21 protein-coding genes are annotated in these 23,775 nt (G+C 33.9%); 18 read left to right on the forward strand and 3 right to left on the reverse strand.

The annotated features are described in order from the left end of the window. The first annotated feature begins 350 nt into the window (after positions 1-350). The 4 genes from nadC (at position 351) to priA (ending at position 5,167) form a co-directional block, all read left to right on the forward strand. Complete coding sequence (nadC, locus tag FNW17_RS11570; RefSeq protein ID WP_143391114.1) at positions 351-1,208, forward strand: carboxylating nicotinate-nucleotide diphosphorylase; 858 nt, start codon at positions 351-353, stop codon at positions 1,206-1,208. A 108-nt stretch (positions 1,209-1,316) separates the two neighbouring features. Further along, positions 1,317-1,676 (forward strand): four helix bundle protein, encoded by a 360-nt coding sequence (locus tag FNW17_RS11575; RefSeq protein ID WP_143391113.1) that lies wholly within the window; start codon positions 1,317-1,319, stop codon positions 1,674-1,676. A gap of 61 nt (positions 1,677-1,737) precedes the next feature. Next, a complete protein-coding gene (locus tag FNW17_RS11580; RefSeq protein WP_143391112.1) occupies positions 1,738-2,685 on the forward strand; it encodes a YihY/virulence factor BrkB family protein in 948 nt (315 codons plus the stop codon). A gap of 31 nt (positions 2,686-2,716) precedes the next feature. Next, positions 2,717-5,167 (forward strand): replication restart helicase PriA, encoded by a 2,451-nt coding sequence (priA, locus tag FNW17_RS11585; RefSeq protein ID WP_144071710.1) that lies wholly within the window; start codon positions 2,717-2,719, stop codon positions 5,165-5,167. Here priA and FNW17_RS11590 read toward each other — a convergent pair. Beyond that, positions 5,164-5,859, reverse strand: coding sequence for a LytR/AlgR family response regulator transcription factor (locus tag FNW17_RS11590; RefSeq protein WP_143391110.1), 696 nt, complete (start codon positions 5,857-5,859; stop codon positions 5,164-5,166). The genes priA and FNW17_RS11590 overlap by 4 nt on opposite strands. Before the next feature lie 165 nt (positions 5,860-6,024). Between FNW17_RS11590 and rpsF the strand changes: the two genes are divergently transcribed. From rpsF to FNW17_RS11655, 13 genes are all read left to right on the forward strand, one after another. Further along, positions 6,025-6,366 (forward strand): 30S ribosomal protein S6, encoded by a 342-nt coding sequence (gene rpsF / locus FNW17_RS11595; protein ID WP_116761249.1) that lies wholly within the window; start codon positions 6,025-6,027, stop codon positions 6,364-6,366. A gap of 5 nt (positions 6,367-6,371) precedes the next feature. After that, positions 6,372-6,668 (forward strand): 30S ribosomal protein S18, encoded by a 297-nt coding sequence (gene rpsR, locus FNW17_RS11600; protein ID WP_007138295.1) that lies wholly within the window; start codon positions 6,372-6,374, stop codon positions 6,666-6,668. Positions 6,669-6,737: 69 nt separating this feature from the next. Then, complete coding sequence (rplI, locus tag FNW17_RS11605) at positions 6,738-7,178, forward strand: 50S ribosomal protein L9 (protein WP_143391109.1); 441 nt, start codon at positions 6,738-6,740, stop codon at positions 7,176-7,178. A 97-nt stretch (positions 7,179-7,275) separates the two neighbouring features. Next, positions 7,276-10,425 (forward strand): TonB-dependent receptor, encoded by a 3,150-nt coding sequence (locus tag FNW17_RS11610; protein ID WP_144071711.1) that lies wholly within the window; start codon positions 7,276-7,278, stop codon positions 10,423-10,425. A gap of 104 nt (positions 10,426-10,529) precedes the next feature. Continuing rightward, complete coding sequence (locus FNW17_RS11615) at positions 10,530-11,003, forward strand: DUF6495 family protein (RefSeq protein ID WP_143391994.1); 474 nt, start codon at positions 10,530-10,532, stop codon at positions 11,001-11,003. Positions 11,004-11,207: 204 nt separating this feature from the next. Continuing rightward, a complete protein-coding gene (locus FNW17_RS11620; protein ID WP_143391993.1) occupies positions 11,208-11,606 on the forward strand; it encodes a hypothetical protein in 399 nt (132 codons plus the stop codon). Positions 11,607-11,695: 89 nt separating this feature from the next. Beyond that, positions 11,696-11,941 (forward strand): hypothetical protein, encoded by a 246-nt coding sequence (locus tag FNW17_RS11625; RefSeq protein ID WP_143391992.1) that lies wholly within the window; start codon positions 11,696-11,698, stop codon positions 11,939-11,941. 64 nt (positions 11,942-12,005) lie between these two features. Further along, positions 12,006-13,496 carry an efflux RND transporter periplasmic adaptor subunit gene (locus tag FNW17_RS11630; protein WP_218043867.1) on the forward strand — a complete coding sequence of 497 codons (1,491 nt, stop codon included), beginning with the start codon at positions 12,006-12,008 and terminating at the stop codon, positions 13,494-13,496. A 10-nt stretch (positions 13,497-13,506) separates the two neighbouring features. Next, on the forward strand, positions 13,507-16,602 hold the full coding sequence (locus tag FNW17_RS11635; RefSeq protein WP_143391991.1) for an efflux RND transporter permease subunit: 3,096 nt from the start codon (positions 13,507-13,509) through the stop codon (positions 16,600-16,602). Continuing rightward, complete coding sequence (locus FNW17_RS11640; RefSeq protein ID WP_143391990.1) at positions 16,592-17,770, forward strand: TolC family protein; 1,179 nt, start codon at positions 16,592-16,594, stop codon at positions 17,768-17,770. The genes FNW17_RS11635 and FNW17_RS11640 overlap by 11 nt, the downstream gene beginning before the upstream one ends. A 161-nt stretch (positions 17,771-17,931) precedes the next feature. After that, positions 17,932-19,938: an NAD-dependent DNA ligase LigA gene (gene ligA / locus FNW17_RS11645; protein WP_144071712.1), complete on the forward strand. Its 2,007-nt coding sequence runs from the start codon at positions 17,932-17,934 to the stop codon at positions 19,936-19,938. Continuing rightward, positions 19,925-20,626 (forward strand): lysoplasmalogenase family protein, encoded by a 702-nt coding sequence (locus tag FNW17_RS16795; protein ID WP_144071713.1) that lies wholly within the window; start codon positions 19,925-19,927, stop codon positions 20,624-20,626. The genes ligA and FNW17_RS16795 overlap by 14 nt, the downstream gene beginning before the upstream one ends. Continuing rightward, entirely contained in the window at positions 20,610-21,305 is a 696-nt protein-coding gene (locus FNW17_RS11655) for a hypothetical protein (protein WP_143391734.1), read from the forward strand. Before FNW17_RS16795 ends, FNW17_RS11655 begins: the two co-directional genes overlap by 17 nt. Here FNW17_RS11655 and FNW17_RS11660 read toward each other — a convergent pair. Together FNW17_RS11660 and FNW17_RS11665 are read right to left on the reverse strand one after the other, a co-directional pair. Next, entirely contained in the window at positions 21,291-22,202 is a 912-nt protein-coding gene (locus FNW17_RS11660; RefSeq protein ID WP_143391733.1) for a bifunctional metallophosphatase/5'-nucleotidase, read from the reverse strand. The two genes, FNW17_RS11655 and FNW17_RS11660, sit on opposite strands and share 15 nt — an antisense overlap. Before the next feature lie 227 nt (positions 22,203-22,429). Beyond that, entirely contained in the window at positions 22,430-23,209 is a 780-nt protein-coding gene (locus tag FNW17_RS11665) for a 5'-nucleotidase C-terminal domain-containing protein (protein WP_143391732.1), read from the reverse strand. A 47-nt stretch (positions 23,210-23,256) separates the two neighbouring features. Here FNW17_RS11665 and FNW17_RS11670 point away from each other — a divergent pair, with 47 nt between their 5' ends. Beyond that, positions 23,257-23,775, forward strand: a complete 519-nt coding sequence (locus tag FNW17_RS11670; protein WP_144071714.1) for a DUF6913 domain-containing protein — start codon at positions 23,257-23,259, stop codon at positions 23,773-23,775.

A 23,775-nucleotide genomic window follows, 5' to 3' on the forward strand; every position in this document is an offset into this window, starting at 1 on the left:
ATTTTGTAAATATAATAAAAAAACTATTCAATTGTAAATAAGAAGATTAAATAGGATAATAATTTGTTTTTTAAACAGTGTTCAATGCCGACTATTTTAATGAGTTTCATTGGTTTTTAAAAACTTAATAAATTGCGACCCAATTTTTATCAAAGACAAACTTTTTGTCTTGTTTTTAAACTAAGATGTCATTGTGACTGTCAACGACAATAACTATGATTTGAATTTACTGCTACAAACAACATTAAAAAATAAACCTTAATACTATAATTTTCTGAATTTCCAAATCCTCAAATTTTCTATTCACCAAATAAAATCATACTTTAGCATTCTGTAAATTTTATAGTAAAATGATTAACGAAAAACAATTCAACAACGAACTTCAACTCATCATTCAAAACGCCATTCGTGAAGATGTAGGCGATGGCGATCACAGTTCTTTGGCTTGTATTCCGGCATCGGCAACAGGAAAAGCACAACTTATTGTCAAAGAAAACGGCATTATTGCTGGCGTAGCTTTCGCCAAAATGATTTTCGAATATGTCGATAGCAATCTCAAAGTAGAAACATTCATCACCGATGGAACTCCTGTAAAAAAAGGCGATGTGGTTTTTCATGTTTCAGGAAGTTCACAGGCTATTCTCAAATCCGAAAGACTCGTACTCAATTCGATGCAAAGAATGAGCGCCATTGCCACAAAAACCAAAAGCTATGTCGATTTGCTTCAAGGAACCAAAACACAAATTCTGGATACACGTAAAACCACACCTGGATTCCGTGCATGCGAAAAATGGGCAGTAAAAATTGGCGGAGGTGAAAACCACCGTTTTGCATTGTATGATATGATTATGCTCAAGGACAACCACATCGATTTTGCGGGCGGAATTACCTTGGCAATCAACAAAACCAAAGCGTATCTCAAAGAAAATAATCTCGATCTAAAAATTATCGTCGAAGCCAGAGATTTAGGCGAAATCAAGGAAATTCTCGAAAGCGAAGGCATTTATAGAATCTTAATCGACAATCTCGATTTTGAAGACACCAAAAAAGCGGTTGCCTTAATTGGTGATCAATGCCAAACAGAATCTTCTGGAAACATAAATGAAAATACGATTCGCAGTTATGCCGAGTGTGGCGTTGATTACATTTCGTCTGGAGCATTGACGCATTCAATTTACAATATGGATTTAAGTTTGAAAGCTTTTTAATTAAGATAGCAGAAGGCAGATTGCAGATGGCAGGTAGCAGATAGCAGAAGGCAGTTTGCAGGTAGTTGTATTTCAAAAGAGTAGATGTGTGAATTTAAATTAATACTTATGAGATTTCAGGATTTATTAGCTTACAAGAAATCATTTGAATTGGCAATGGATATTTTTTCTATTTCAATAAATTTTCCTGCTGAAGAGAAATATTCGTTGACGGATCAAATCAGGCGTTCTTCTAGAAGTGTCTCTGCAAATATTGCAGAAGCAACTAGGAAAAGAAAATATGAGAAACATTTTGTTTCTAAATTAACGGATAGTGATGCTGAAAATGCTGAAACTCAGGTGTGGCTTGAATATTCACATGCTTGCAATTATATTGATACTATTAAGTTTGAAAATTTAACTTCAAAAAGTCTTGAAGTCGGAAAGCTATTAAACTATATGATGAATAATCCAGATAAATTTTTATGAATATTTCAATCTCAAACCTGCAACCTGAAATCTGCAACCTGAAATCTGCTATCTGAAAATTATGAGTAAAGAAATAGAAGAAAGGATTGAAAAAATTCCTATACTACGCAATGTGGTTCGTCCGTTAAAAAAGATAAAAATGCCCAAATTGGGAGGCTTGTCTTTCTACGATTTATTAGAATTGTACGGTCTCGGAATTGCCGAAAGTGCCTTTTCATATCACGCCAGCGCGATTGCATTTAGCTTTTTTATGGCCTTGTTTCCTTTTGCATTATTTATCTTGAATCTTATTCCTTTCATTCCAATCGAAGGATTTCAGGCCGATTTTTTGGAGTTTGTTAAGGATGGAGTCCCTCCCAATACATATGATGCCATTTATAAAATCATTAGTGATATTCTGAATAATAGTCATTCTGGATTACTTTCTTCGGGTTTTATATTGTCTATTTTCTTGATGGCAAACGGGTTGAACGGTATTTTGGGCGGTTTTGAATCCTCGAAGCACGTCCTCATCAAAAGAGGTTTTTTGCACCAATATTTGGTTGCTTTGGGAATGTCTTTAGTTTTGTCGTTATTGTTGTTGTTGACAGTTACAATAATTATCGTTTTTGAAGTTTTTATTCAAATGACAATGATTCAGGATGTGTTTAGCGATAAGATTCCTTTAATCATTTTAGGAAGATATGTCTTTGTAATTTTAATGATTTTGGTTACCATATCCATACTTTTCAAGTTTGGAACGACGCACACTAAAAATAGCGCTTTTATTTCAATAGGTTCTGTATTTACTACTATTTTGGTAATTTTAGATTCTTATGCTTTTGGGATTTGGGTATTGCGATTTTCTAAATACAACGAATTGTATGGTTCCATCGGGACGTTGTTGATAATGATGTTTTATATTTGGATAAACTGCGCCATTTTACTTTTAGGTTTCGAATTGAATGAGTCTATAAACAAATTGAAGCAGAAAAAAGGCGTTAAAATTAATGCCGAAGGAACGAATTAATAGTATTGAAAATTGAAATCCCATATTGATAATGCATTTTGTAGAAATAATTTTGCCACTTTCCCTCGCCAAAACGTTCACTTACAGCGTTTCTGAATCCGAGTACAATTACATTCAAAAGGGAATGCGGGTAGCAGTGCCTTTCGGCAAAAGTAAGATCTACACGGCATTGGTTATCGAGATTCACGAAAACAAACCTACATTATACGATGCCAAGGAAATTCACCAAATTCTTGATGAAAAACCCATAGTCAACGAAATTCAAATCGCCCATTGGCAATGGATTGCTTCCTATTATATGTGTGCCATTGGGGATGTGTATCGAGGTGCAATGCCATCGGCACTTTTGCTGGAAAGCGAAACGATTATTTCTCAAAAACAAGACGGTTTTGTGAACGAAAGCTTGCTGTCAGATGACGAATTTTTGGTTTATCAAGCCTTGCAGCAACAAAGTTCCTTGAAGGTTCAGGATATTATGAGCATTTTGAATAAGAAGAATGTTTTTCCTGTTATTCAAAAATTGATAGACAAAAACATTCTCGTTCTTCAAGAAGAAATGCTAGATACTTATACGCCAAAACTTATTCGATACGTAAAATTACATTCCAAATACGAAACGAATGAAGGCTTGGGAGAATTATTAGAAGTGCTTAAAAATGCCAACAAACAAAAGGAAATTGTCTTGACTTATTTTCAATTGAGTGCTTCTGAAAAAAAGCCAATTACCGTAAAAAAGTTAATTGAATCGGCAAAATCCACTTCGACAATTGTTAAAGCATTAATCGATAAAGAAATTTTTTCAGCATATTACATTCAAGTAGATCGTGTTAATTTCTCAGGAAAAACGAAGGAAGAACAACTGCAATTAAGCGAAGCGCAGCAAACGGCTTTCGAAGAAATTAAGCAAAGTTTTGTCCAAAAAGAAGTTTGTCTTTTGCACGGAGTAACGTCCAGCGGAAAAACCGAAATCTACATCAAACTCATCGAAGAATATATTAAGGAAGAAAAACAAATCCTGTATTTATTGCCCGAAATTGCTCTAACAACCCAATTAGTGGGAAGGTTGCGCGATTATTTTGGGAATAAGGTAGCCGTTTTTCATTCGAAATACAGCAATAACGAAAGGGTAGAAGTGTGGCAACAAGTTTTGGAAAAGTCACCGAAAGCCCAAATTGTAATAGGAGCAAGGTCGGCTTTGTTTTTGCCATTTTCAAATTTGGGATTTGTAATTGTCGATGAAGAACACGAGCAAACTTTCAAACAAGTCGATCCATCGCCACGTTATCACGCCCGAGATGCTTCAATAGTTTTGGCAAATAGTCATAAAGCAAAAGTTTTATTAGGTTCGGCTACGCCAAGTATTGAAACGTATTTTAATGCGCAATCTGGAAAATATGGTTTGGTCGAGATTTCTAAAAGATATGGTAATGTCAAAATGCCCGAAATCGAATTGGTGGACTTAAAAGACAAATACTTTCGCAAGAAAATGTCGGGGCATTTTAGTGATACATTAATAGAAGAAATCACAAATGCGTTATCCTTAGGCGAACAAGTTATTTTGTTTCAAAACCGCAGAGGTTATTCGCCAATTATCGAATGTTTGACTTGTGGTCACGTCCCGCAATGTCCGCAATGCGATGTGAGTTTGACCTATCACAAACATAAAAACCAGTTGCGTTGTCATTATTGCGGGTATTCAATGGCAAAACCAACGAATTGTCACGCTTGTACCAGTGTTCATCTCACCACCAAAGGTTTTGGAACAGAGCAAATTCAGCAGGAATTGGTCGAATTATTTCCAAACACTAAAATTGGTCGTATGGATCAAGATACGACTCGAGGAAAATTTGGTTTCGAAAAAATCATTGATAGTTTCAAAAATCGTGAAATTGAAATTCTTGTTGGAACCCAAATGCTAGCCAAAGGTTTAGATTTTGATAACGTAAGTTTGGTAGGGATTATGAATGCCGACAATATGTTGTATCATCCTGATTTTAGGGCTTTCGAAAGAAGTTTTCAAATGATGACACAGGTTTCTGGTCGTTCCGGACGTTCAGAAAAACAAGGAAAAGTGATTATTCAAACCTATAATCCAGATCACAACACCATTCAGCAAGTAGTTCACAATAATTATATAGGTATGTATAAGGAACAATTGTATGAAAGGCAAATTTATAAATATCCTCCTTATTTCAAACTGATAAAGTTAACTTTGAAGCACCGGGATTTCGACAAACTCAAAGAAGGTTCGATGTGGTTGTATCAAGTGATGCAGCAAAACTTCACTATTCCAGTTCTTGGTCCTGAAGAGCCGCCTATTTCTAGAATTCGGAACGAATACATTAGAACCATAATGATAAAAATTCCGACAAACCAGTCCTTACAAGGCACAAAAAAAACTATTCAGAAAATACTGAATAGTTTTGATGTTGTTTCACAATACAGAGCAATAAAAGTGTCTGTAAATGTCGATTTTTATTAGTTGACTGCCAAAGCTCTCACTAAATCTTCTTTTTTATGCCTGCTCAAAGGAATTTTTGTGACTCCAATTTCGGCAAATCTGCTGTTGAAGCGTTCTACTTTATCAATATTAATAATGTATGATTTGTGCACTCTAACGAATTTGTCTTTCGATAAATCTTTTTCAAAAGATTTCATAGTCGAAAGAACCAAATTGCTATCGTCTTCGGTAACCACTTTTACATAATCACCAAAAGCTTCAATCCATTTAATTTTTGAAGTAAAGATTTTTAGTTTTTTTAGATTACTTTTAATGAAAATGTGCTCGCCATCTTCCTCGTGAGTTTCTGATTTTAGCAAATGCAAATCCATTGCTCTTTTTACAGATGCATTGAATCGATCTACAGCAATAGGTTTTTGCAGATAATCAGTTGCATCATAATCAAATGCTTTCATAGCATATTCTGCCTTCGAAGTGATAAAAATAATTTGGGGTTTTGTTTTTAAACCATCCAAAAAATCGAAACCACTAATTACTGGCATCTCAATGTCCAAAAAGATCAAGTCCACATTGTGTATGGTCATGCATCCTTTTGCTTCAATTGCGTTAGAAAAATCTCCAATTAAATGTAGATTGGGATGATTATTTACTAACTTTGTGATAATCATTCTTTGAATGGAACTATCATCTACAACGACACAATTTAGTTTCATAATTGATATTATTTAAGATTCGGGATAGTAAAAGTAATACACTTATTTCGTTAAACCTAATTTTTATCGGCTTTTTTTACCTTATAACGATTAAAGCTTAATTTGGTTTGTATATTAAAAAAAAATGATTACTTTCGCGCCAAAATTAATTTTAAATAAAAATTTATGAATCATTATGAAACTGTTTTCATTTTAAATCCCGTTTTATCTGAAGTTCAGGTAAAGGAAACAGTAAGCAAATTTGAAGATTTTCTTACTAGTCGTGGAGCTGAAATGGTATCGAAAGAGGATTGGGGTCTGAAAAAAATGGCTTACGAAATCCAAAACAAAAAAAGTGGCTTCTACCACTTATTTGAATTCAAAGTTGCAGGAGAAGTCCTAATTGCTTTTGAAACCGAATTTAGACGCGACGAAAGAGTTATGCGTTTCTTAACTGTAAGTCTAGACAAACATGCTATTTCTTGGGCTGAAAGAAGAAGAGCAAAACTTAAATCTACAAAAGCTTAATTATTATGGCAACATTACAACAATCTGCTTCAGGAAAAAAAGACGGTGATATCAGATATCTTACGCCTTTGAACATAGAAACTAACAAAACTAAAAAGTATTGTCGTTTCAAAAAATCAGGTATCAAATATATTGATTATAAAGATGCTGATTTCTTATTGAAATTCGTTAATGAACAAGGAAAAATTCTTCCTCGTCGTTTAACTGGTACTTCATTGAAATACCAAAGAAAAGTGTCTGTAGCTGTAAAAAGAGCACGTCACTTAGCATTAATGCCATATGTGGCCGATTTGCTAAAATAATATTAAAAAACTCAGTTGTTGGTTTTCGATAAACCGAAACCTAACTTCTAATAACAAAAGGACAACAACATGGAAATTATATTAAAAAAAGACGTTCAAAATTTAGGTTTTAAAGATGATGTGGTAAATGTAAAAAATGGTTACGGTCGTAACTTTTTGATCCCACAAGGTCACGGACAATTGGCAACTCCTTCTGCAAAGAAAGTATTAGCTGAAAACCTAAAACAAAGAGCGCACAAAGAAGCTAAAGTGGTTGCAGATGCAAGAGCATTGGCTGATACTTTGAAAGCTATCGAAATTAAAATTTTTGCAAAAGCAGGTGGAGAAAAACTTTTTGGATCTATCACTAACATCGATATTGCTGAAGCTTTGGAAAAAGCAGGTCAATCAATCGAAAGAAAATTTATCACTAGTGGTATCGTTAAACGTACAGGTAAATATGCTGCAAGCATCAGATTACACAGAGATGTAGTAGTTGAATTACCTTATGAAATCATTGCAGAAAAATAACATTTTGTTAACTCTTTGTTAATAAAATATCAAAAATCACTCATTGAGTGATTTTTTTTTGGCTAATTTTGTAATTAACTAACTAAAATCTAAAAATATGAAAAAAATTTTTACTTTATTGTTTTTTGCAATTGGCCTTCAGGCAATAATTGCACAAACTACAACTTCAAACATTAAAGGTACCGTTAAAAGTAGCAATAATGAATTTTTGCCAGAAGCTTCAATTCTTGCAATACATACTCCTACAGGAACTAAATATTCGACAGTTTCGAATTCTGATGGACGTTTTAGTATGTTGAATATGAAAATTGGTGGACCTTATAAAGTGATTGCAACTTTTGTAGGATATCAAACTCAAGAAATTGCTGATGTATTCCTTGAACTTGGAAAAACTTCGGCACTTGAATTTGTTTTAGTTAGTGAAAGTCAAAGCTTAAATGAAGTAAAAGTAACTTCAAAAAGCAAAGTCTTCGGAAGTGGTCGAACTGGTGCCGAAACTACAATCGGTAGAAAAGAATTATCAACGTTACCCTCTATTTCTAGATCTGCAGAAGATTTTACTCGATTAGAACCCTCTGCGAGTGGAGGTTCATTTGGTGGTAGAAATGATCAATACAATAACTATTCTTTGAATGGGGCAATTTTTAATAACCCTTTCGGATTAGATGCTGCAACTCCAGGTGGGCAAACAGGGTCACAGCCAATTTCATTGGATGCTATTGAACAAATTCAAGTTGCAGTTGCTCCTTATGATGTTACTTTGTCTGGTTTTACTGGCGCATCTGTAAATGCTGTAACAAAATCAGGTACAAACGAATTTCACGGAACTGCTTATGGCTATTTCAGAAATGATGCTATGACTGGAAATAGAGTAAAAGGTCAAGATATTGTCGTTCCAAATTTAGAGCAAACTCAAGCTGGTTTTAGTATTGGTGGACCAATTGTAAAAAATAAATTATTCTTTTTTGCTAATTATGAAATTGATCAACGTAGTGATTCAGGTTCAAATGTAGTTGCCAATGATGGAAATAGTACAACTGGTGTAAATGAATCTAGAGTGTTAGCAACAGATTTAATGCACGTTTCTACCGAATTGGGTAAACTTGGATATAATTCAGGTTCTTATCAAGGTTTTACTCATAATTCTAATTCTAATAAAGGAATTGTAAAGTTTGATTGGAATATTAATGATGATCACAAATTAGCTTTCATTTATAACTTTTTAGACGCATCCAAAGACAAACCTGCTCACCCAACAGCTATTCGTCGTAGAGGACCTGATAACAATACAATGCAGTTTGAAAACTCGGGTTATGAAATAAACAACCAAATTAGTTCATTTTTATTAGAATTGAATTCAAAAATTACTGAAACAATTTCTAATAAATTGCAGGCTGGTTATACTCATTTTAATGATTTTAGAAACCCGTTTTCTGCACCAGCTCCAGTTATTAGTATCACAAAAGATGGTTCTCCTTATATTATTGCAGGACATGAACCATTTTCTATCAATAACAGGTTAGACCAAAAAGTAATTCAAATTACCGATAATTTAAACATTGTTAGAGGAAATCACACATTTACAGCTGGATTTTCTTTTGAAAAATTCATATTCAAAAATTCATTCAACTTAAAAGGGTATGGTTTTGATGTTTTTGGAAGTGTTGATATGGCTGGTTTTGATGCCAATATAGCTAGTGGGTATTACGCAACAGCTTTTGCTAGCGCTCAAGCAACATTTGATGCTAAAAATAAATTAGAAGCAGGAACTGATGGTGGTTGGAATTTATCAGAAACTACTGTTGGTCAATTAGCATTTTACGTGCAAGATGAATGGAATATTACCGATGATTTTAAATTAATTTATGGGTTAAGAGCGGATAAACCTCTATATTTTAATACTGCTGATAATATTCAAAAATTTATTGATACCGATAATTCAGAATCATACCTTCCTGGAATCAATTATTATGACCCTAAAGATGGTAGTACTGTGAATCTTGATTCGACTGTTCTACCTGGAAATGCTTTATTATGGTCTCCAAGAGTGGGTTTCAACTGGGATGCTAATGGTGAAAAAACAACTCAATTACGTGGTGGAACGGGTATTTTTACAGGAAGACTTCCATTTGTATGGATAGGAAATCAAGTAAGTGGGATTGATCCATTTTTCTACCAAGTTGTCGATACTGATTTTAAATTTCCTCAAGTTTGGAGAACAAGTTTAGGTTTTGATCATAAATTTAAAGGAGACTATATATTGACTGTAGATATGTCTTATAACAAAGATTTGAACGCAGTACATGTTCAGGATTGGGGATTGAAAACACCAACTAGCAAATTAGTAGGCGCTGACGATAGAGCAATTTATGCTGCCGCTGATAAAGGTGTCTGGACGGATTTTGGTTTTCCAGCAGATTCTCACGCATATGTATTGACTAATTCTAATAAAGGAAGTGCATTTAATACCTCAGTAAAACTTCAAAAAACGTTTGATAATGGATTGTTTGCTAGCGTCGCTTATAACTATTTGAAATCAATGGATGTTAATTCGATTGAAGCTGAGATTACAGGTGATGCATTCAATTTTAACCCAGCTTTAGGAAATGTAAATAATGATCAACTTTCTAATTCTAAATATGGAGATACACACCGTTTTATTGGTGTAGGTTCAAAAAAATGGAAATATGGAACTGATGCTAAGTGGGCAACTACGGTATCCACTTTCTTTGAATATGCTCAGGGAGGACGTTTTAACTACACTTACGGTGGTGATATTAACAATGATGGAGCGTTTGGAAATGACTTAATTTACATTCCTACATCCGCTGAGATTACTACTATGAGTTTTTCTGGTGCTGGTCAAGGAACAGCATTAGATAAGTACATCAATCAAGATGATTATTTGAGTGGACGTAGAGGTCAATATGCTGAACGTTACGGCGCTTTAGCACCTTGGAGAGGTAAATGGGATTTTAAAGTATTACAAGATTATAACTTTAAAGTTGGTGCTTCTAAAAAAGTGAATACCATTCAATTAAGTCTTGATGTTTTAAATCTTGGAAATTTATTGAATTCTGATTGGGGTTTAATTCAACAACCTAACAGTGTTCAACCAATAGGTGTAAGTGTAGTAAATAATGTACCCACCTATACTTTTAATGGTGCTCAAACTAAAACATTTAGTTATGATGCTAGTTTAGCATCAAGATGGCAAGCACAATTTGGCATTAGATATATTTTCTAATTCTCAGAAAAGCTTTAATTTAGCCTTCTCAAACGAGAAGGCTTTTTTATATATTAAAAACCCTCTTGAAATCTAATATCCTGAATCTAAAATCTAAAATTAAAGTGAAATACTCCAGATTATCCAAAGAGCAATTCGAGGAATTGCATCAAGAATTTATTAATTTCCTTGCCACTCAAGCTATCGATAAAGCAGAATGGGACAAAATTAAAATTGAAAAACCAGAAGTAGCCGAACAAGAACTCGATGTTTTTTCAGATTTAGTTTGGGAAGGAGTTTTATCTAAAACCGAATATTTAGAACATTTTTCTAAAAATCATATTTTCCTTTTCCAATGTTTCGATACTGATATACAATCCATCGTGTTGAAATCATTGGTTCCCGAAACCAATTTTTTGACAAAAGAGGGATTGCAATGGCTGAGCGACAATATGTTTACTGACACTATCGAAATCAAAACCGGTAAAAAAGTATTTACAGAAGAGCGTAACAGTTCTATTTTTCAATTGATCCAACAAGGAGCCTTTTTAAGCGACGGACAATTATTCAAACAAATTATTTCGATTATTGAATCGTAATTTCTTTATTCTCATACTAAGAATAATTATCTCATTTTGATATTGTTGGTTTTAATTAATTGGGAATTTAATTTTAAAAACTCAATATTGTTTTATCGTTAATGCAGTAAATACTATCTTTGTAGACAATAATAAAAATTGATTTATTAATCATAAATATTTAAAGTATTCAAGATAACCAAAAAATTATTTACTTTTGCAATTATGATAAAGGAGCAACTCTATATTTATTTTCTTTATACAGCCTGTTTCCTTCAGTTTGGGCACAGCTTGTTTCCTCATACCCATATTATAGAACATCATCACAATGGAAAACAGCATCATCATCACGAGGAGCAATCGGATGAAAATAGTTTACCTTTATTATTCTCCCATTTTAATCACACTTCAGACACTTTTTCAAATAGTCACATAGAAGATTTAGTTACCATTGTCAAAGAAGTACCCAATCTGATAGTTGTTTTAAACAGTTGTTTGTCCTATTCAAATGTGATAGGATATTATACTAAAAAAGAAGTAGTTCGAAACAAAGAACCGCTAATTTTTATTTCTCCTCATTTACTCTCTTTAAAATTTCGTGGTCCGCCCACACTTTTTATCTAAACTATTCAATTTTTGAATAACAGGACACTTATTGCCTTTTTTTGGCTTTAAGTTATTTTCATATATACTACTTTCTAAAAACAAAAACAATGAAAAAAGTATTGCTTTCAATGGCGGTTGCAGGAATACTATTTACTGCTTGCAATGGTAAGAAAACCGAAGAACAAGGACACGAGCACACCGATGGAGTACATCAACACGCAGACGGTGCAGAGCATCCAAATCACGAAAATGATACAGTAGTCCAAGAAGTATTTACGGTTGGGAAGGATAGTGTGGCTCCGAAAGAAGTACACGGTCACGAACACAAGGATGGAGAAAAACACGACCATTAATCTATTTTAATGCCTGTGACTATTGGAAGTACAGGTATTAAATTAACATTTATACTATATAAAAATGATACAAAAAATAATGCTGCTTGGTCTATTCTTTATCGGATTTACGAGTTGCAACAACAAAGAAGAAGCAAAAGAAGGTTCTGCATTAGAGCCGTTGGCTTACACACTCTACACCAAAAATTCAGAATTGTTTGTCGAGTTTAAACCTTTGGTAGTAGGCGAAACTTCAAAGTTTGCTGCCCACTTTACTGTTTTGAGTGAAAATTTTAAAGCATTAACCGATGCCACAATTACTGTCAGTTTGATTATTGGAGATCAGGGTATCAAAAATTCAGTTGCTGCCCCAAGTTCGCCGGGAATATTCCGTTTGGCTTTAAGCCCGAAAACAGCAGGAACAGGAACTTTGGTATTTGATATTCAAACCAAAAACTTTACTGATAAAATCACGATTGAAAATGTGATAGTTTATTCTGATGAAAAAACGGCTTTAGCGAAACAGCCAGAAGCAGCAGAAAGTGGCGCTATTTTTTATTTGAAAGAACAAGCATGGAAAGTGGAATTTGCCAATCAAGCGGTGAAAAAACAAACCTTTAATGATGTTATCAAAACCAGTGGGCAAATTCTTTCCGCTCCCGGTGACGAAATGATTGTCACCGCAAAAGCAAGTGGTGTGGTTGTGTTTTCAGGCAAAAATACGATTGTGGGTTCTGCCGTAAATTCAGGAAGTTCCCTTTTTACCATTAGTGGCGGCGATATGACTGAAAGTAATATTGATGCTTCGGTAAAAGAAAACAAAGCCAATTATTTAAAAGCCAAAGCAGATTATGAGCGTTCTAAATCGCTGGTTGCTGATAAAATTGTTTCTGAAAAAGACCACCAACAAGTAAAATTACAATTTGAAAACGCACAAATTACCTATGCTACTGTTTCCAAAAATTATGGTTCAAGGGGTCTAAATGTGCCGTCTCCAATGTCGGGTTTTGTTAAAAATGTACTGGTAACCGAAGGGCAGTATGTGCCATCGGGAACGCCATTGGTAACAATTTCAAAAAACAAAAAATTGCTTGTTCAAGCCAATGTTTCTCAAAACTACTTTAGTAGATTATCAAGCATAACCTCTGCCAATTTTAAAACACCTCAAAGTGATGTAGTTTATAACACCACTGCCTTGAACGGAAGAATTATTTCTTACGGGAAAAGTGCATCAGCAGCCACGCCATTTATACCTGTCACTTTTGAAATTGACAATGCAGGTCAAATGGTTTCGGGATCGATAGTTGAAATTTATTTAAAATCTTCCTCAATTGCAGACGCTTTGGTAGTTCCTGTTTCCGCTCTTATTGAAGAGCAAGGAATTTTCTATGTGTATGTGCAAACCGGTGGCGAAAGTTTCCAAAAAAGAGAAGTGAAATTAGGCGGCAGTGATGGCTTGAATGTACAGATTTTATCAGGGATAGTTGAAAACGAAAGAGTGGTTACCAAAGGTGGTTATCAAATCAAGTTATCAAGTGCATCGGGCGCGTTGCCTGCTCACGGACACGAACATTAATCTGTAACTTATGCTAAATAAAATAATTAAATTTTCGCTGCACAATCGATTTTTTGTAGTGATAGCATCGGTTTTACTATTGATTTTTGGAAGTGTTATCTCTTCCAAAATGGAAGTCGATGTGTTTCCAGATTTAACGGCTCCTACTGTAGTTGTGCTTACTGAAGCGCACGGAATGGCTCCTGAGGAAGTAGAAAAACTAGTTACATTTCCAATTGAAACTTCTGTAAATGGGGCGACTAATGTGAGACGTGTCCGTTCTTCTTCTTCCGCAGGTATTTCTATTGTTTGGGTTGAATTTGAATGGAATACCGACATTTACAAAGCACGACAAATTGTTAGTGAAAAAATCACGGCAGTTGCCGATAAATTACCGCAAGGAGTTGGTAATCCGACAATGGGACCGCAATCTTCCATTATGGGGGAAATAATGCTTGTGAGCGTAACGGCAGACAAGACTTCCCAAATTGATTTGAGAACCATTGCCGATTGGACTATTCGACCCCGATTATTAGCCACAGGTGGCGTTTCGCAAGTGGTGGTTATTGGCGGAGAATACAAGCAATATCAAATATTGGCTTCTCCTCAAAAGATGAATTACTACAATGTTTCGTTAAGCGAATTATTGAAAGCCAGTGAGGAAGCTAATGGCAATTCGTCTGGTGGTTTTATGAATGAATACAGTAACGAATATATCGTTAAAGGTATTGGTAGAACCAACGAAATTGAAGCTTTAGGGAAATCAGTCATTAAAATGCAAAATGGAAATCCCATCAAAATAGAAGATGTTGCCGAATTAACAATGGGTGCTTCTTTAAAAATTGGTGATGGCTCTTTGAAAGGGGAGCCTGCCGTGATTATGACCGTAATGAAGCAACCCGCAACCAATACTTTGGAACTCACCAAAACCATTGACGTTGCCATTGCTGACATTCAAAAGAACTTACCCAAAGACGTTCATATCAATACCAAAATTTTCCGTCAGGCTGATTTCATCAATGCATCCATCAGTAATATTCAAAAAACTTTATTGGAGGGAACCGCTTTTGTCATTATCATTTTGTTTCTGTTTCTGATGAATTGGAGAGCCACTTTTATTTCCTTATTGGCTATTCCCATTTCTTTAATTGTAGCCATTTTGACCTTGAAATATCTTGGTTTTACTATCAATACGATGAGTTTAGGAGGTATGGCTATTGCCATTGGTGATTTAGTGGATGATGCCATTATTGATGTGGAAAATGTTTTTAAACGACTGAAAGAAAATGCACTCAAACCCAAAGAGGAACAAAAGGACAAACTGACTGTTATTTTTGATGGTTCCTTTGAAATTAGAAGTTCGGTTATTAATGCCACTTTCATTATCATCGTGGCGTTTTTACCATTGTTCTTTTTATCTGGAATGGAAGGCAAATTGTTAGCGCCGCTTGGCATCGCTTTTATTGTAGCGTTGTTTGCGTCTTTAATTGTATCCATAACACTGACACCAGTATTGGCCAGTTATTTATTGACTAACGACAGAATGCTTTTAAAACAGCACAAAGAAAGTTGGTTGGTTGACCGTTTGCAAAAAGTGTATTCCAATGCTTTGAATCGCGCAATGGAAATGAAAAAAACAGTACTTGCCATTGCAGGAGTTTTGTTTTTGGTTGCTTTATTGGCTTTGAGCCAATTGGGAAGAAGCTTTTTGCCTGAATTCAACGAAGGTTCCTTAGTGGTCAGTGCCGTGAGTTTACCCGGAATATCATTAGAGGAAAGCAACAAGATTGGCACGCAAGTTGAAAAAGCATTACTTTCTGTGCCTGAAATAAAAATTACCACGCGAAGAACAGGAAGAGCCGAACTCGATGAACACGCACAAGGTGTAAATGCAGCCGAAATTGATGCTCCTTTTACACTTGAAGAAAGAAGCAGAGCGGAATTTATGGCAGATGTTCGGGAGAAATTAGCAGGGATTTCGGGAGTAAATATCACAATAGGGCAACCAATAGGACATCGAATTGACCATATGCTTTCGGGAACACGAGCCAATATCGCCATCAAGATTTTTGGCAACGACCTGAATAAACTCTTTACGCTGTCCAACGAAATCAAAAATGAAATCCAGAATATAGAGGGATTGGTTGATTTGAGCGTGGAGCAACAAGTAGAAATTCCGCAGATTCAAATCAAAGCCAAACGTGTTGTTTTAAACCAATACGGAATTACCATTGGACAGTTTAACGAATTTGTTGATGTGGCTTTTGCAGGAGAAAAGGTGTCTGAAATTTATGAAGGCAACAAAACCTTTGATTTGATTGTACGTTTTGATGATGCCAACAAAGGTAAAATCGAGAACATCAAAAATGCGATGATTGATACTTATGACGGCAAAAAAATACCTTTGTATTATGTCGCTGATATTGTGAGCGCATCAGGTCCCAACACCATTAACCGCGAGAATGTGCAACGCAAAACCGTTGTTTCTGGCAATGTATCAGGTCGTGACCAAAAAAGTGTGGTCGCTGACATTCAGAAAATCATCAACGAAAAAGTAAAATTGCCCGAAGATTATCATATTGAATATGGTGGACAATTTGAAGCCGAAGCCGAAGCATCAAAAACGTTGGTTTTAACTTCATTTATCTCGTTGTTGATTATATTTTTAATTCTGTATCAGGAATTCAAAAAGGTCAAAACGGCTTCGATCATTTTGTTAAATCTGCCGCTGGCTTTAATTGGTGGAGTATTTAGTATTTATTTCACCAGTGGTATTTTGAGTATTCCTGCCATTATCGGTTTCATCACTTTGTTTGGCGTTGCCACTCGAAACGGAATTTTATTGGTTTCCCATTATGAAACTTTGGAGAAAGAAGGATTGTCGCTTTATGAAACCGTTATTCAGGGTTCAAAAGATAGATTAAGTCCAATTTTGATGACGGCTTTAACCGCAGGATTGGCATTAATTCCTTTGGCATTAGCCAGCGATCTGCCCGGGAACGAAATTCAAAGTCCAATGGCGAAAGTTATTTTGGGTGGATTATTAACTTCCACATTACTGAACATTTTTATTGTTCCCATAGTATATTATTTATCTAACAGAAAAAATGAAAGAAATGAAAAATAACATCATTTTATTTTTAGTAACAATGTCATTAAGTTTGGGTTATTCTCAATCTACTATTGATATTACTTTGATTGAAATTTCAAAAAACAATAAAACCATTCTTGCAAATACACAGTATTGGAACGCACAAAAAGTGCAATACAAAACAGGAAACTCATTATATAATCCAACTGTTGAGTATGATTATTTAAATGGAAGTCCTGCCAATGCCGGTAACCAGACTGATTTTACAATCACGCAATCTTTTGATTTCCCTTCGGTTTATGGGAAGAAAAATGCCTTGGCCTATCAGTTAGGTATTCAAGCCGATTTATACCTTCGAGCTGCCAATCAGGAATTGCTTTTGGAAGCTAAAAAGATTTGTATTGAACTGGTATATCGAAACAAATTGCAAATTCCGTTAACTAAAAGAAAAGAGGCGACCGAGAAATGGCTGACTTACTTTAAAAAGAAACTGGAAACCGGTGACGGAACCATTTTGGATGTGAACAAAGCCGAAATTCAATTGTTGGAAATCAAGAAACAGTTTTTTGAAAATGCTTCTTTTATTGCCAAACTCAATGAGCAACTTACCAGTTTAAACGGTGGAACTGCCATAACTTTAAATGATGTAGCTTATTTTGATGTTTCCGTGATTGCTGACTTTGAAACTTTGGAAAAAGAAATAGAAGCGCAAGATTACATCAAAAAAACATTAGAACAGGATAAGGTTATCGCTCAAAAACAAATTGATGTGAGCAAAGCTTTAGCGTTACCAAAAATGGAAGTTGGGTATCATTATCAGGGTATTTTAGGTCAGACTTATAACGGAATTCACACTGGAATATCTTTGCCATTATGGGAAAGTAAAAACAGGGTGAAACTGGAAAAGGCTAAAATGACTTTTGCTGAAACCGCATTGACCGACCATACCAACGAACATTATTTTGAAATAAAACAGTTGTACGGTCGGTATGAAAGTTTAAAAAGCATATTAGGAGACTACGAAAAAATAAACCAATCGGCTGCCCCGATTAAATTATTAGACAAAGCATTGTCGGCAGGGCAAATTTCGGTATTGGAATATTTTGTGGAACTTAATTATTATAATGCTACTTTTAACTCCTATTTGGAGATTGAAAAAGAATATTTTGAGGTTGTAGTTACTTTGATGAAGTATAAACTCTGAAACAAATTCATAAAAAAGAAGTCGCAAAATAAAAAAAGTATTTATTCCTCTAAGTTAGCCTATATTTTTCGATAATTGAATTGTAATTTCATCGTTATTTCTATTAAATTGGTTATTTTAGTCCTTTATTTTAAAAGCTAAAACAGCCAATTTTATTTGCTATGGACAATCAAAACACGATTCAAACATTACGAGAGGAATTAAACCAACACAACCACAATTATTATGTGTTGGATACGCCCACCATTTCTGATTTTGAATTTGATTTGAAACTAAAACAACTTCAAGAGTTAGAAAACAAACATCCTGAATATTTTGACGAAAATTCGCCAACACAGCGGGTCGGAGGCTCAATAACAAAAAACTTTCAAACGGTAAAGCACGACCACAGAATGTATTCCTTGGATAATTCGTATTCCAAAGAAGAATTATTGGACTGGGAAAAACGGGTTCAAAAAGTCTTGGGAGATGTTTCATTAGAATACACTTGCGAGTTGAAATATGATGGCGCATCAATAAGTATTACCTACGAAAACGGAAAATTAAAACGTGCCGTTACTCGCGGCGATGGTGTTCAAGGCGATGATGTTACCAATAATATAAAAACTATAAAAGCAATTCCTTTACAATTGAAAGGCGATTTTCCAGAAACATTTGATGTTCGGGGCGAAATCATTTTGCCTTTTGCTGGTTTCGAAAAAATGAACCAGGAATTGATTGAAATTGGAGAAACTCCTTATTCTAATCCAAGAAATACCGCATCTGGAAGTTTGAAATTACAAGACAGTGCCGAAGTTGCCAAAAGACCCTTAGACTGTTTGTTGTATTTTATTATTGGAAATAAATTGCCTTTCAAGTCCCAGTTTGAAGGTTTGGAAACCGCTAGAAATTGGGGTTTCAAAGTGCCAAAAGAATCCAAATTGGCACATAATATGGAAGAAGTTTTCCAATTTATTGAATATTGGGATGTTCAACGACACGATCTTCCTTATGAAACCGATGGTGTGGTTATAAAGGTGAATAGTTTTCAGCATCAAGAAGAATTGGGTTTTACCGCCAAATCCCCTCGTTGGGCAATAGCTTATAAGTTTAAATCAGAACAAGTTTCCACAAAATTAAACTCGATTTCCTACCAAGTAGGAAGAACAGGAGCTATAACACCTGTGGCAAATTTAGAGCCAGTACAACTGGCGGGAACCATTGTGAAACGAGCTTCTTTGCACAATGCCGACCAGATTGAAAAACTAGACATTCGTATTGGTGATACTGTTTTTGTTGAAAAAGGAGGCGAAATTATCCCAAAAATTATTGCAGTAGATTTGAACAAACGTTCTGAAAATTCTGAGCAAACAAAATACATCACACATTGTCCCGAATGCCAAACTGAATTGATTCGAGGTGAAAGTGAAGCCAATCATTATTGTCCAAATTTTTATGGTTGTCCACCTCAGATTATTGGAAGAATTCAGCATTTTATTTCAAGAAAAGCAATGGACATCGAAGGTCTTGGCGGAGAAACGGTGGCGTTACTTTACAATAATAATTTAGTTTATAATTACGCTGATTTGTATGAGGTAACTGAGGAGCAAATTTTGCCTTTGGAACGAATGGCTCAAAAATCGGCAGAAAACTTAGTGAAAGGAGTTGAGAATTCTAAAAACATTCCTTTCGAACGCGTTTTGTATGCGCTTGGCATTCGATTTGTCGGCGAAACAGTTGCTAAAAAATTGGCAAAACATTACAAAAATATAGATACTTTAAGTAAAGCTAGTTTAATTGATTTGATTTTGGTAGACGAAATTGGCGAACGAATTGCTCAAAGCGTAATAGAATTCTTTGAAAATCAAGAAAATAGACGTATTATTGACAGATTGAATAGTTTCGGAGTTCAATTTGAAACTGTAGAAATTATAAATCCGAATGCGACTAATATTCTCTTAGGAAAAACCTTTGTAGTTTCTGGAGTTTTCGAAGAATTTTCGAGGGATGATTTGAAAAAAGCCATCGAAGACAATGGCGGAAAAGTGGGAAGTTCCATCTCGGCAAAAACGGATTTTGTGTTGGCTGGAGCCAATATGGGACCAGCAAAATTAGAGAAAGCGGTTAAGTTAACTATTCCGATAATTTCAGAAAATGATTTTAAAAAAATGATAAATGAAACTGAATAGACCTTCACTCATTTTGTATTTTACAGCTTGTGTATTTGTTGTTCTATTTAAAGTATTAGAATACGATTTGTATGTGCTTTATTTAAAATCGATTATTATACCGTTGGTGTTTATGTATTATTTAATCACTAATGAGTATAAAATATCGTGGACTAAAGCCTTAGTTTTTTTATTTTGTTTTATAGGAGATGTTTTCAATTTATTAAATTTTGATGTTTCGGCTTTGGGAGCTTTATTGTCCTTTTTGATAGTGAATTTGTTGTTATTAAAACTTTCCTATGAAGATTCTAAGCGTTTAAAATTTAATAAAAGTGATCGTCTTTCAATCTTTGTCTCGTTTTTTTTTATTGCTGTAATTAGTTTTTCGATACTAAATCTGAAATTCGAAAAAATGAAATTCGACTTGTCGTTTTATATTATTTATGGAATTATTTTGAGTCTTTTAATTTTTTTTTCTGTTACAAATTATATAAAAAAACCAAATTTTACATTTTTAAATTTAGTCGTAATGTGTATTTCTTTTATGGTCTCAGATGTTTTTTTTCTGATTAATAAATTTTATTTAAGTCTGTATGTCTTTAGTTTTATTCATATATTCGTGCAGGTTTTCTCCTATTTCTTTATGGTGACTTATTTTATAGAAAATGATAAATACCTTCAAAAAGTTAAATATGAAGATTTTAAATAATGAGCGTAATCTCAAAAGGTTAATATTAGTAATTTATTTCGCTGTTGCTATGGTAGAAATTATCGCTGAATTATTTTTGTATAAGCCTTTTCTATTTGTTTTTAAACCCTTGATTTCAATTGTGTTGATGGTGCTTTATTGGAATACTTCTAATCAAAAAAATCCACTTTTTTTCTTTGCCATATTTTTTTCTTTGATTACCAATATGTTTTTTATATATGATACTGAGACAATGTTATTTCTAGGATTGATTGCCTTTTTTATTCATCGATTGCTGATTATTTATTACATTATTAAACTAATAGAGCTCAAGGATTATATTCCTTTGTTTATAGCAATGATTCCTTTTTTGTTTTTTTTCTTTTATTTATTGTCTATAACCACGGGACTAACAACAAGAAGTAATGGTATTTTGATTATTCAAAATATTTTGATTTCTATAATTGCCGGAATAACTTTATCCGATTTTATAATGAACAACAGTAAAAAAAATACTACTTGGTTTTTTATATTTGGACTGTTATCCATTACCCAATATTTCATTGTTTTTATCGAGAAATATTACCTCTCAGACCTTTCTCCAATTAGCTTCAGACCACTGGCAATTATCTTGAATGCGTCGGTTTATTTTGCCTTTTATAAATTTGTTTTAGCTATGGAAAGATCAAACGACAATTGATTTTCCGTTAGCCATTTTCGACTTATCATTATCAAAATAAAAATCAATTCGACCCAAATTGATGCCATAACAGCCTACTTGATTGACCAAGACTTCTTTCCCATCCAAGTTTTTTACAATAGTGGGTTTGTCAAGAAAAGTATGCGTGTGACCCCCAATAATTAAATCAATATCTTTTGTTTGTTCGGCTAGTTTTAAATCGGATATTTTATTTGAATCGTCTTTGCTATATCTATAACCCAAATGCGATAGGCAAATAACCAAATCACATTTGTTTTCTTTTTTTAGAATTCGAACCATATCTTGGGTAATTTCCAAGGGATTATTGTAAACAGTTTCTTTAGACATCGTTTTATCTACCAAACCTTGAAGTTCAATCCCAAGTCCAAAAACACCTATTTTAATTCCGTTTTTATTAAAAATCTTAAAGGGTTTTACGAAACCATCCATCGAAGTGTTTTTGAAATCGTAGTTTGCCGAAACAAATTCGAAAGTTGCGTGAGGCATTTGGGCTGTCAAACCATCGACACCATTATCAAAGTCGTGATTTCCTATGGTCGACAAATCATATTTCATCATACTCATCAATTTGAATTCCAATTCGCCTCCATAATAATTAAAATAGGGAGTTCCTTGAAAAATATCGCCTGCATCCAGTAGTAAAACATTTGGATTTTCTTGCCGAATGGTTTCTATCAACGAAGCTCTTCTGGCCACGCCACCCATATTTGGATTTCGAGGATCATCTATTGGAAATGGGTCGATATGACTGTGAACATCATTCGTGTGAAGTATTGTTATGTGTTTGCTATCTGATTTAAAACTGCTCAACGACAACCCTAAACTCAATAATGCCGAACTTGCAGCCGTTTTTTCAATAAAATCTCTTCTTTTCATTTTTTGTTTTTTTTGGAGCTATTTACTTCGTCAGTTCGCTTTGCTCGTATCCCGCTTTCCGTTGCAATCCACGCAAAAAAGCGTGGGATTTCCTCTTCAAACGAAGTTCACTGAACTCCAATGAAAATGGAAGCTATGTGAAGTAATCGGGGCTAGGCTATAGGGTAACTAAACATTTAATTTATTTAAAACTATCTTTTAAAACTGCAATCTACAATCTAACTATATCATTCAACATTAATTCTCACATCTTTGATGACAGGAATTGTATCTACTGTTTTAAAGTAATCAATGAGTACATTTCTCAATTTATAATCTAAATCGTATTTTTGAATTCCTTTTTTGAAGAAGTTCATATTGTCGCCACCATTCGATAAATAATCATTTGTTGCTACATAATAAAGACTGTCTTTTTCTACTGGTTTTCCTTGAACTAAGATATTTTTTGCTAACTTGTCTTTTCCAATAGCAAATGTAATTCCTGATAAAGGATGTGGTTTTTGAGTCGCAATAAAATAATCGACCAATTCAAAAATTTGTTCCCCTTTCAATGCTATAACAACAAGACTATTTTCAAAAGGCATTATTTCAAAAGCGGTTCTTGAAGTTACATTTCCCTTTGGAAGTATTGCGCGAATACCACCGCTGTTTAGAATACACAAATCGATGTCTTTTTTTTCTCGAGCTTTAAAAACTAAATTGCCTCTTTGCAAAGTGACATCAGCCATAAGATTTCCAATAGTAGACTGCCATTTTCCATCATTTTTATCTAAAGTAACTGGACAATAAGCCAATATACTGTCTAAGTCTTTGTTAATGTGTTCTCGATACGGTTTAACGTAGTTTTCAATTTGTTGATTTTGAGTATCTTTGTCAGTAATTGTGATTCGTTTACCTTCAATTTTTGAGACATAATAACTTTGTTTTGCACAGGAAATAATAAAAATAAGTGTTAAGAATATAACAAAAAGTTTTAAAACACCATTATACTTTTTTAGATTTACCATCTGAAATGAGACTTAATTAATTAATTTTGTAATCAGGTAAAAGTAATATGTTTTTAAATTATATAAAGAATTATTTTTTATTAAAATTTTTAAAAAATAATTTACATAACACTAAGATTAGCAAAGATATAAGCTCTATTCAGACTGTTGGTTTGCTTATTGATGAGAGTTATTTTTTAGAAAAAGAAGCTTTGATAGCAGAAATAATTGCTAATGGGTTTTCTGAAAGCAACTTAAAAATAATTGTTTACAGAGATAAGTGGAAGAAAAATGAAGTTTATTCACATCCAACTTTTGGAATAAAACATCTGAATTGGAATGCACAAATTACAGAACCTGTCGTAAAAGAATTTATTAAAGAAAAATTCGATTTATTAATAAGTTATTACGATATAGAAAAAGCCTTTTTGAAAATAGTGACGAATCATTCAAGAGCACAATTTAAAGTTGGGTTTTCCTCAGTAGATAAAAAATTAAATCATTTGATGATTAATACAAATGCCGAAAATCATAGCGTTTTTGTTCACGAATTATTCAGATATTTGAAAATACTAAACAAAATATAA

Source organism: Flavobacterium franklandianum (assembly GCF_007097365.1).
Lineage (GTDB): Bacteria > Bacteroidota > Bacteroidia > Flavobacteriales > Flavobacteriaceae > Flavobacterium > Flavobacterium franklandianum.

What these genes read in the sequence shown, in the direction of transcription:
- nadC (WP_143391114.1), top strand. Translation starts at nt 351, where the DNA reads ATGATTAACGAAAAACAATTCAACAACGAACTTCAACTCATCATTCAA.
- FNW17_RS11575 (WP_143391113.1), top strand. Translation starts at nt 1,317, where the DNA reads ATGAGATTTCAGGATTTATTAGCTTACAAGAAATCATTTGAATTGGCA.
- FNW17_RS11580 (WP_143391112.1), top strand. Translation starts at nt 1,738, where the DNA reads ATGAGTAAAGAAATAGAAGAAAGGATTGAAAAAATTCCTATACTACGC.
- priA (WP_144071710.1), top strand. Translation starts at nt 2,717, where the DNA reads ATGCATTTTGTAGAAATAATTTTGCCACTTTCCCTCGCCAAAACGTTC.
- FNW17_RS11590 (WP_143391110.1), bottom strand. Translation starts at nt 5,859, where the DNA reads ATGAAACTAAATTGTGTCGTTGTAGATGATAGTTCCATTCAAAGAATG.
- rpsF (WP_116761249.1), top strand. Translation starts at nt 6,025, where the DNA reads ATGAATCATTATGAAACTGTTTTCATTTTAAATCCCGTTTTATCTGAA.
- rpsR (WP_007138295.1), top strand. Translation starts at nt 6,372, where the DNA reads ATGGCAACATTACAACAATCTGCTTCAGGAAAAAAAGACGGTGATATC.
- rplI (WP_143391109.1), top strand. Translation starts at nt 6,738, where the DNA reads ATGGAAATTATATTAAAAAAAGACGTTCAAAATTTAGGTTTTAAAGAT.
- FNW17_RS11610 (WP_144071711.1), top strand. Translation starts at nt 7,276, where the DNA reads ATGAAAAAAATTTTTACTTTATTGTTTTTTGCAATTGGCCTTCAGGCA.
- FNW17_RS11620 (WP_143391993.1), top strand. Translation starts at nt 11,208, where the DNA reads ATGATAAAGGAGCAACTCTATATTTATTTTCTTTATACAGCCTGTTTC.
- FNW17_RS11625 (WP_143391992.1), top strand. Translation starts at nt 11,696, where the DNA reads ATGAAAAAAGTATTGCTTTCAATGGCGGTTGCAGGAATACTATTTACT.
- FNW17_RS11630 (WP_218043867.1), top strand. Translation starts at nt 12,006, where the DNA reads ATGATACAAAAAATAATGCTGCTTGGTCTATTCTTTATCGGATTTACG.
- FNW17_RS11635 (WP_143391991.1), top strand. Translation starts at nt 13,507, where the DNA reads ATGCTAAATAAAATAATTAAATTTTCGCTGCACAATCGATTTTTTGTA.
- FNW17_RS11640 (WP_143391990.1), top strand. Translation starts at nt 16,592, where the DNA reads ATGAAAAATAACATCATTTTATTTTTAGTAACAATGTCATTAAGTTTG.
- ligA (WP_144071712.1), top strand. Translation starts at nt 17,932, where the DNA reads ATGGACAATCAAAACACGATTCAAACATTACGAGAGGAATTAAACCAA.
- FNW17_RS16795 (WP_144071713.1), top strand. Translation starts at nt 19,925, where the DNA reads ATGAAACTGAATAGACCTTCACTCATTTTGTATTTTACAGCTTGTGTA.
- FNW17_RS11655 (WP_143391734.1), top strand. Translation starts at nt 20,610, where the DNA reads ATGAAGATTTTAAATAATGAGCGTAATCTCAAAAGGTTAATATTAGTA.
- FNW17_RS11660 (WP_143391733.1), bottom strand. Translation starts at nt 22,202, where the DNA reads ATGAAAAGAAGAGATTTTATTGAAAAAACGGCTGCAAGTTCGGCATTA.
- FNW17_RS11665 (WP_143391732.1), bottom strand. Translation starts at nt 23,209, where the DNA reads ATGGTAAATCTAAAAAAGTATAATGGTGTTTTAAAACTTTTTGTTATA.
- FNW17_RS11670 (WP_144071714.1), top strand. Translation starts at nt 23,257, where the DNA reads ATGTTTTTAAATTATATAAAGAATTATTTTTTATTAAAATTTTTAAAA.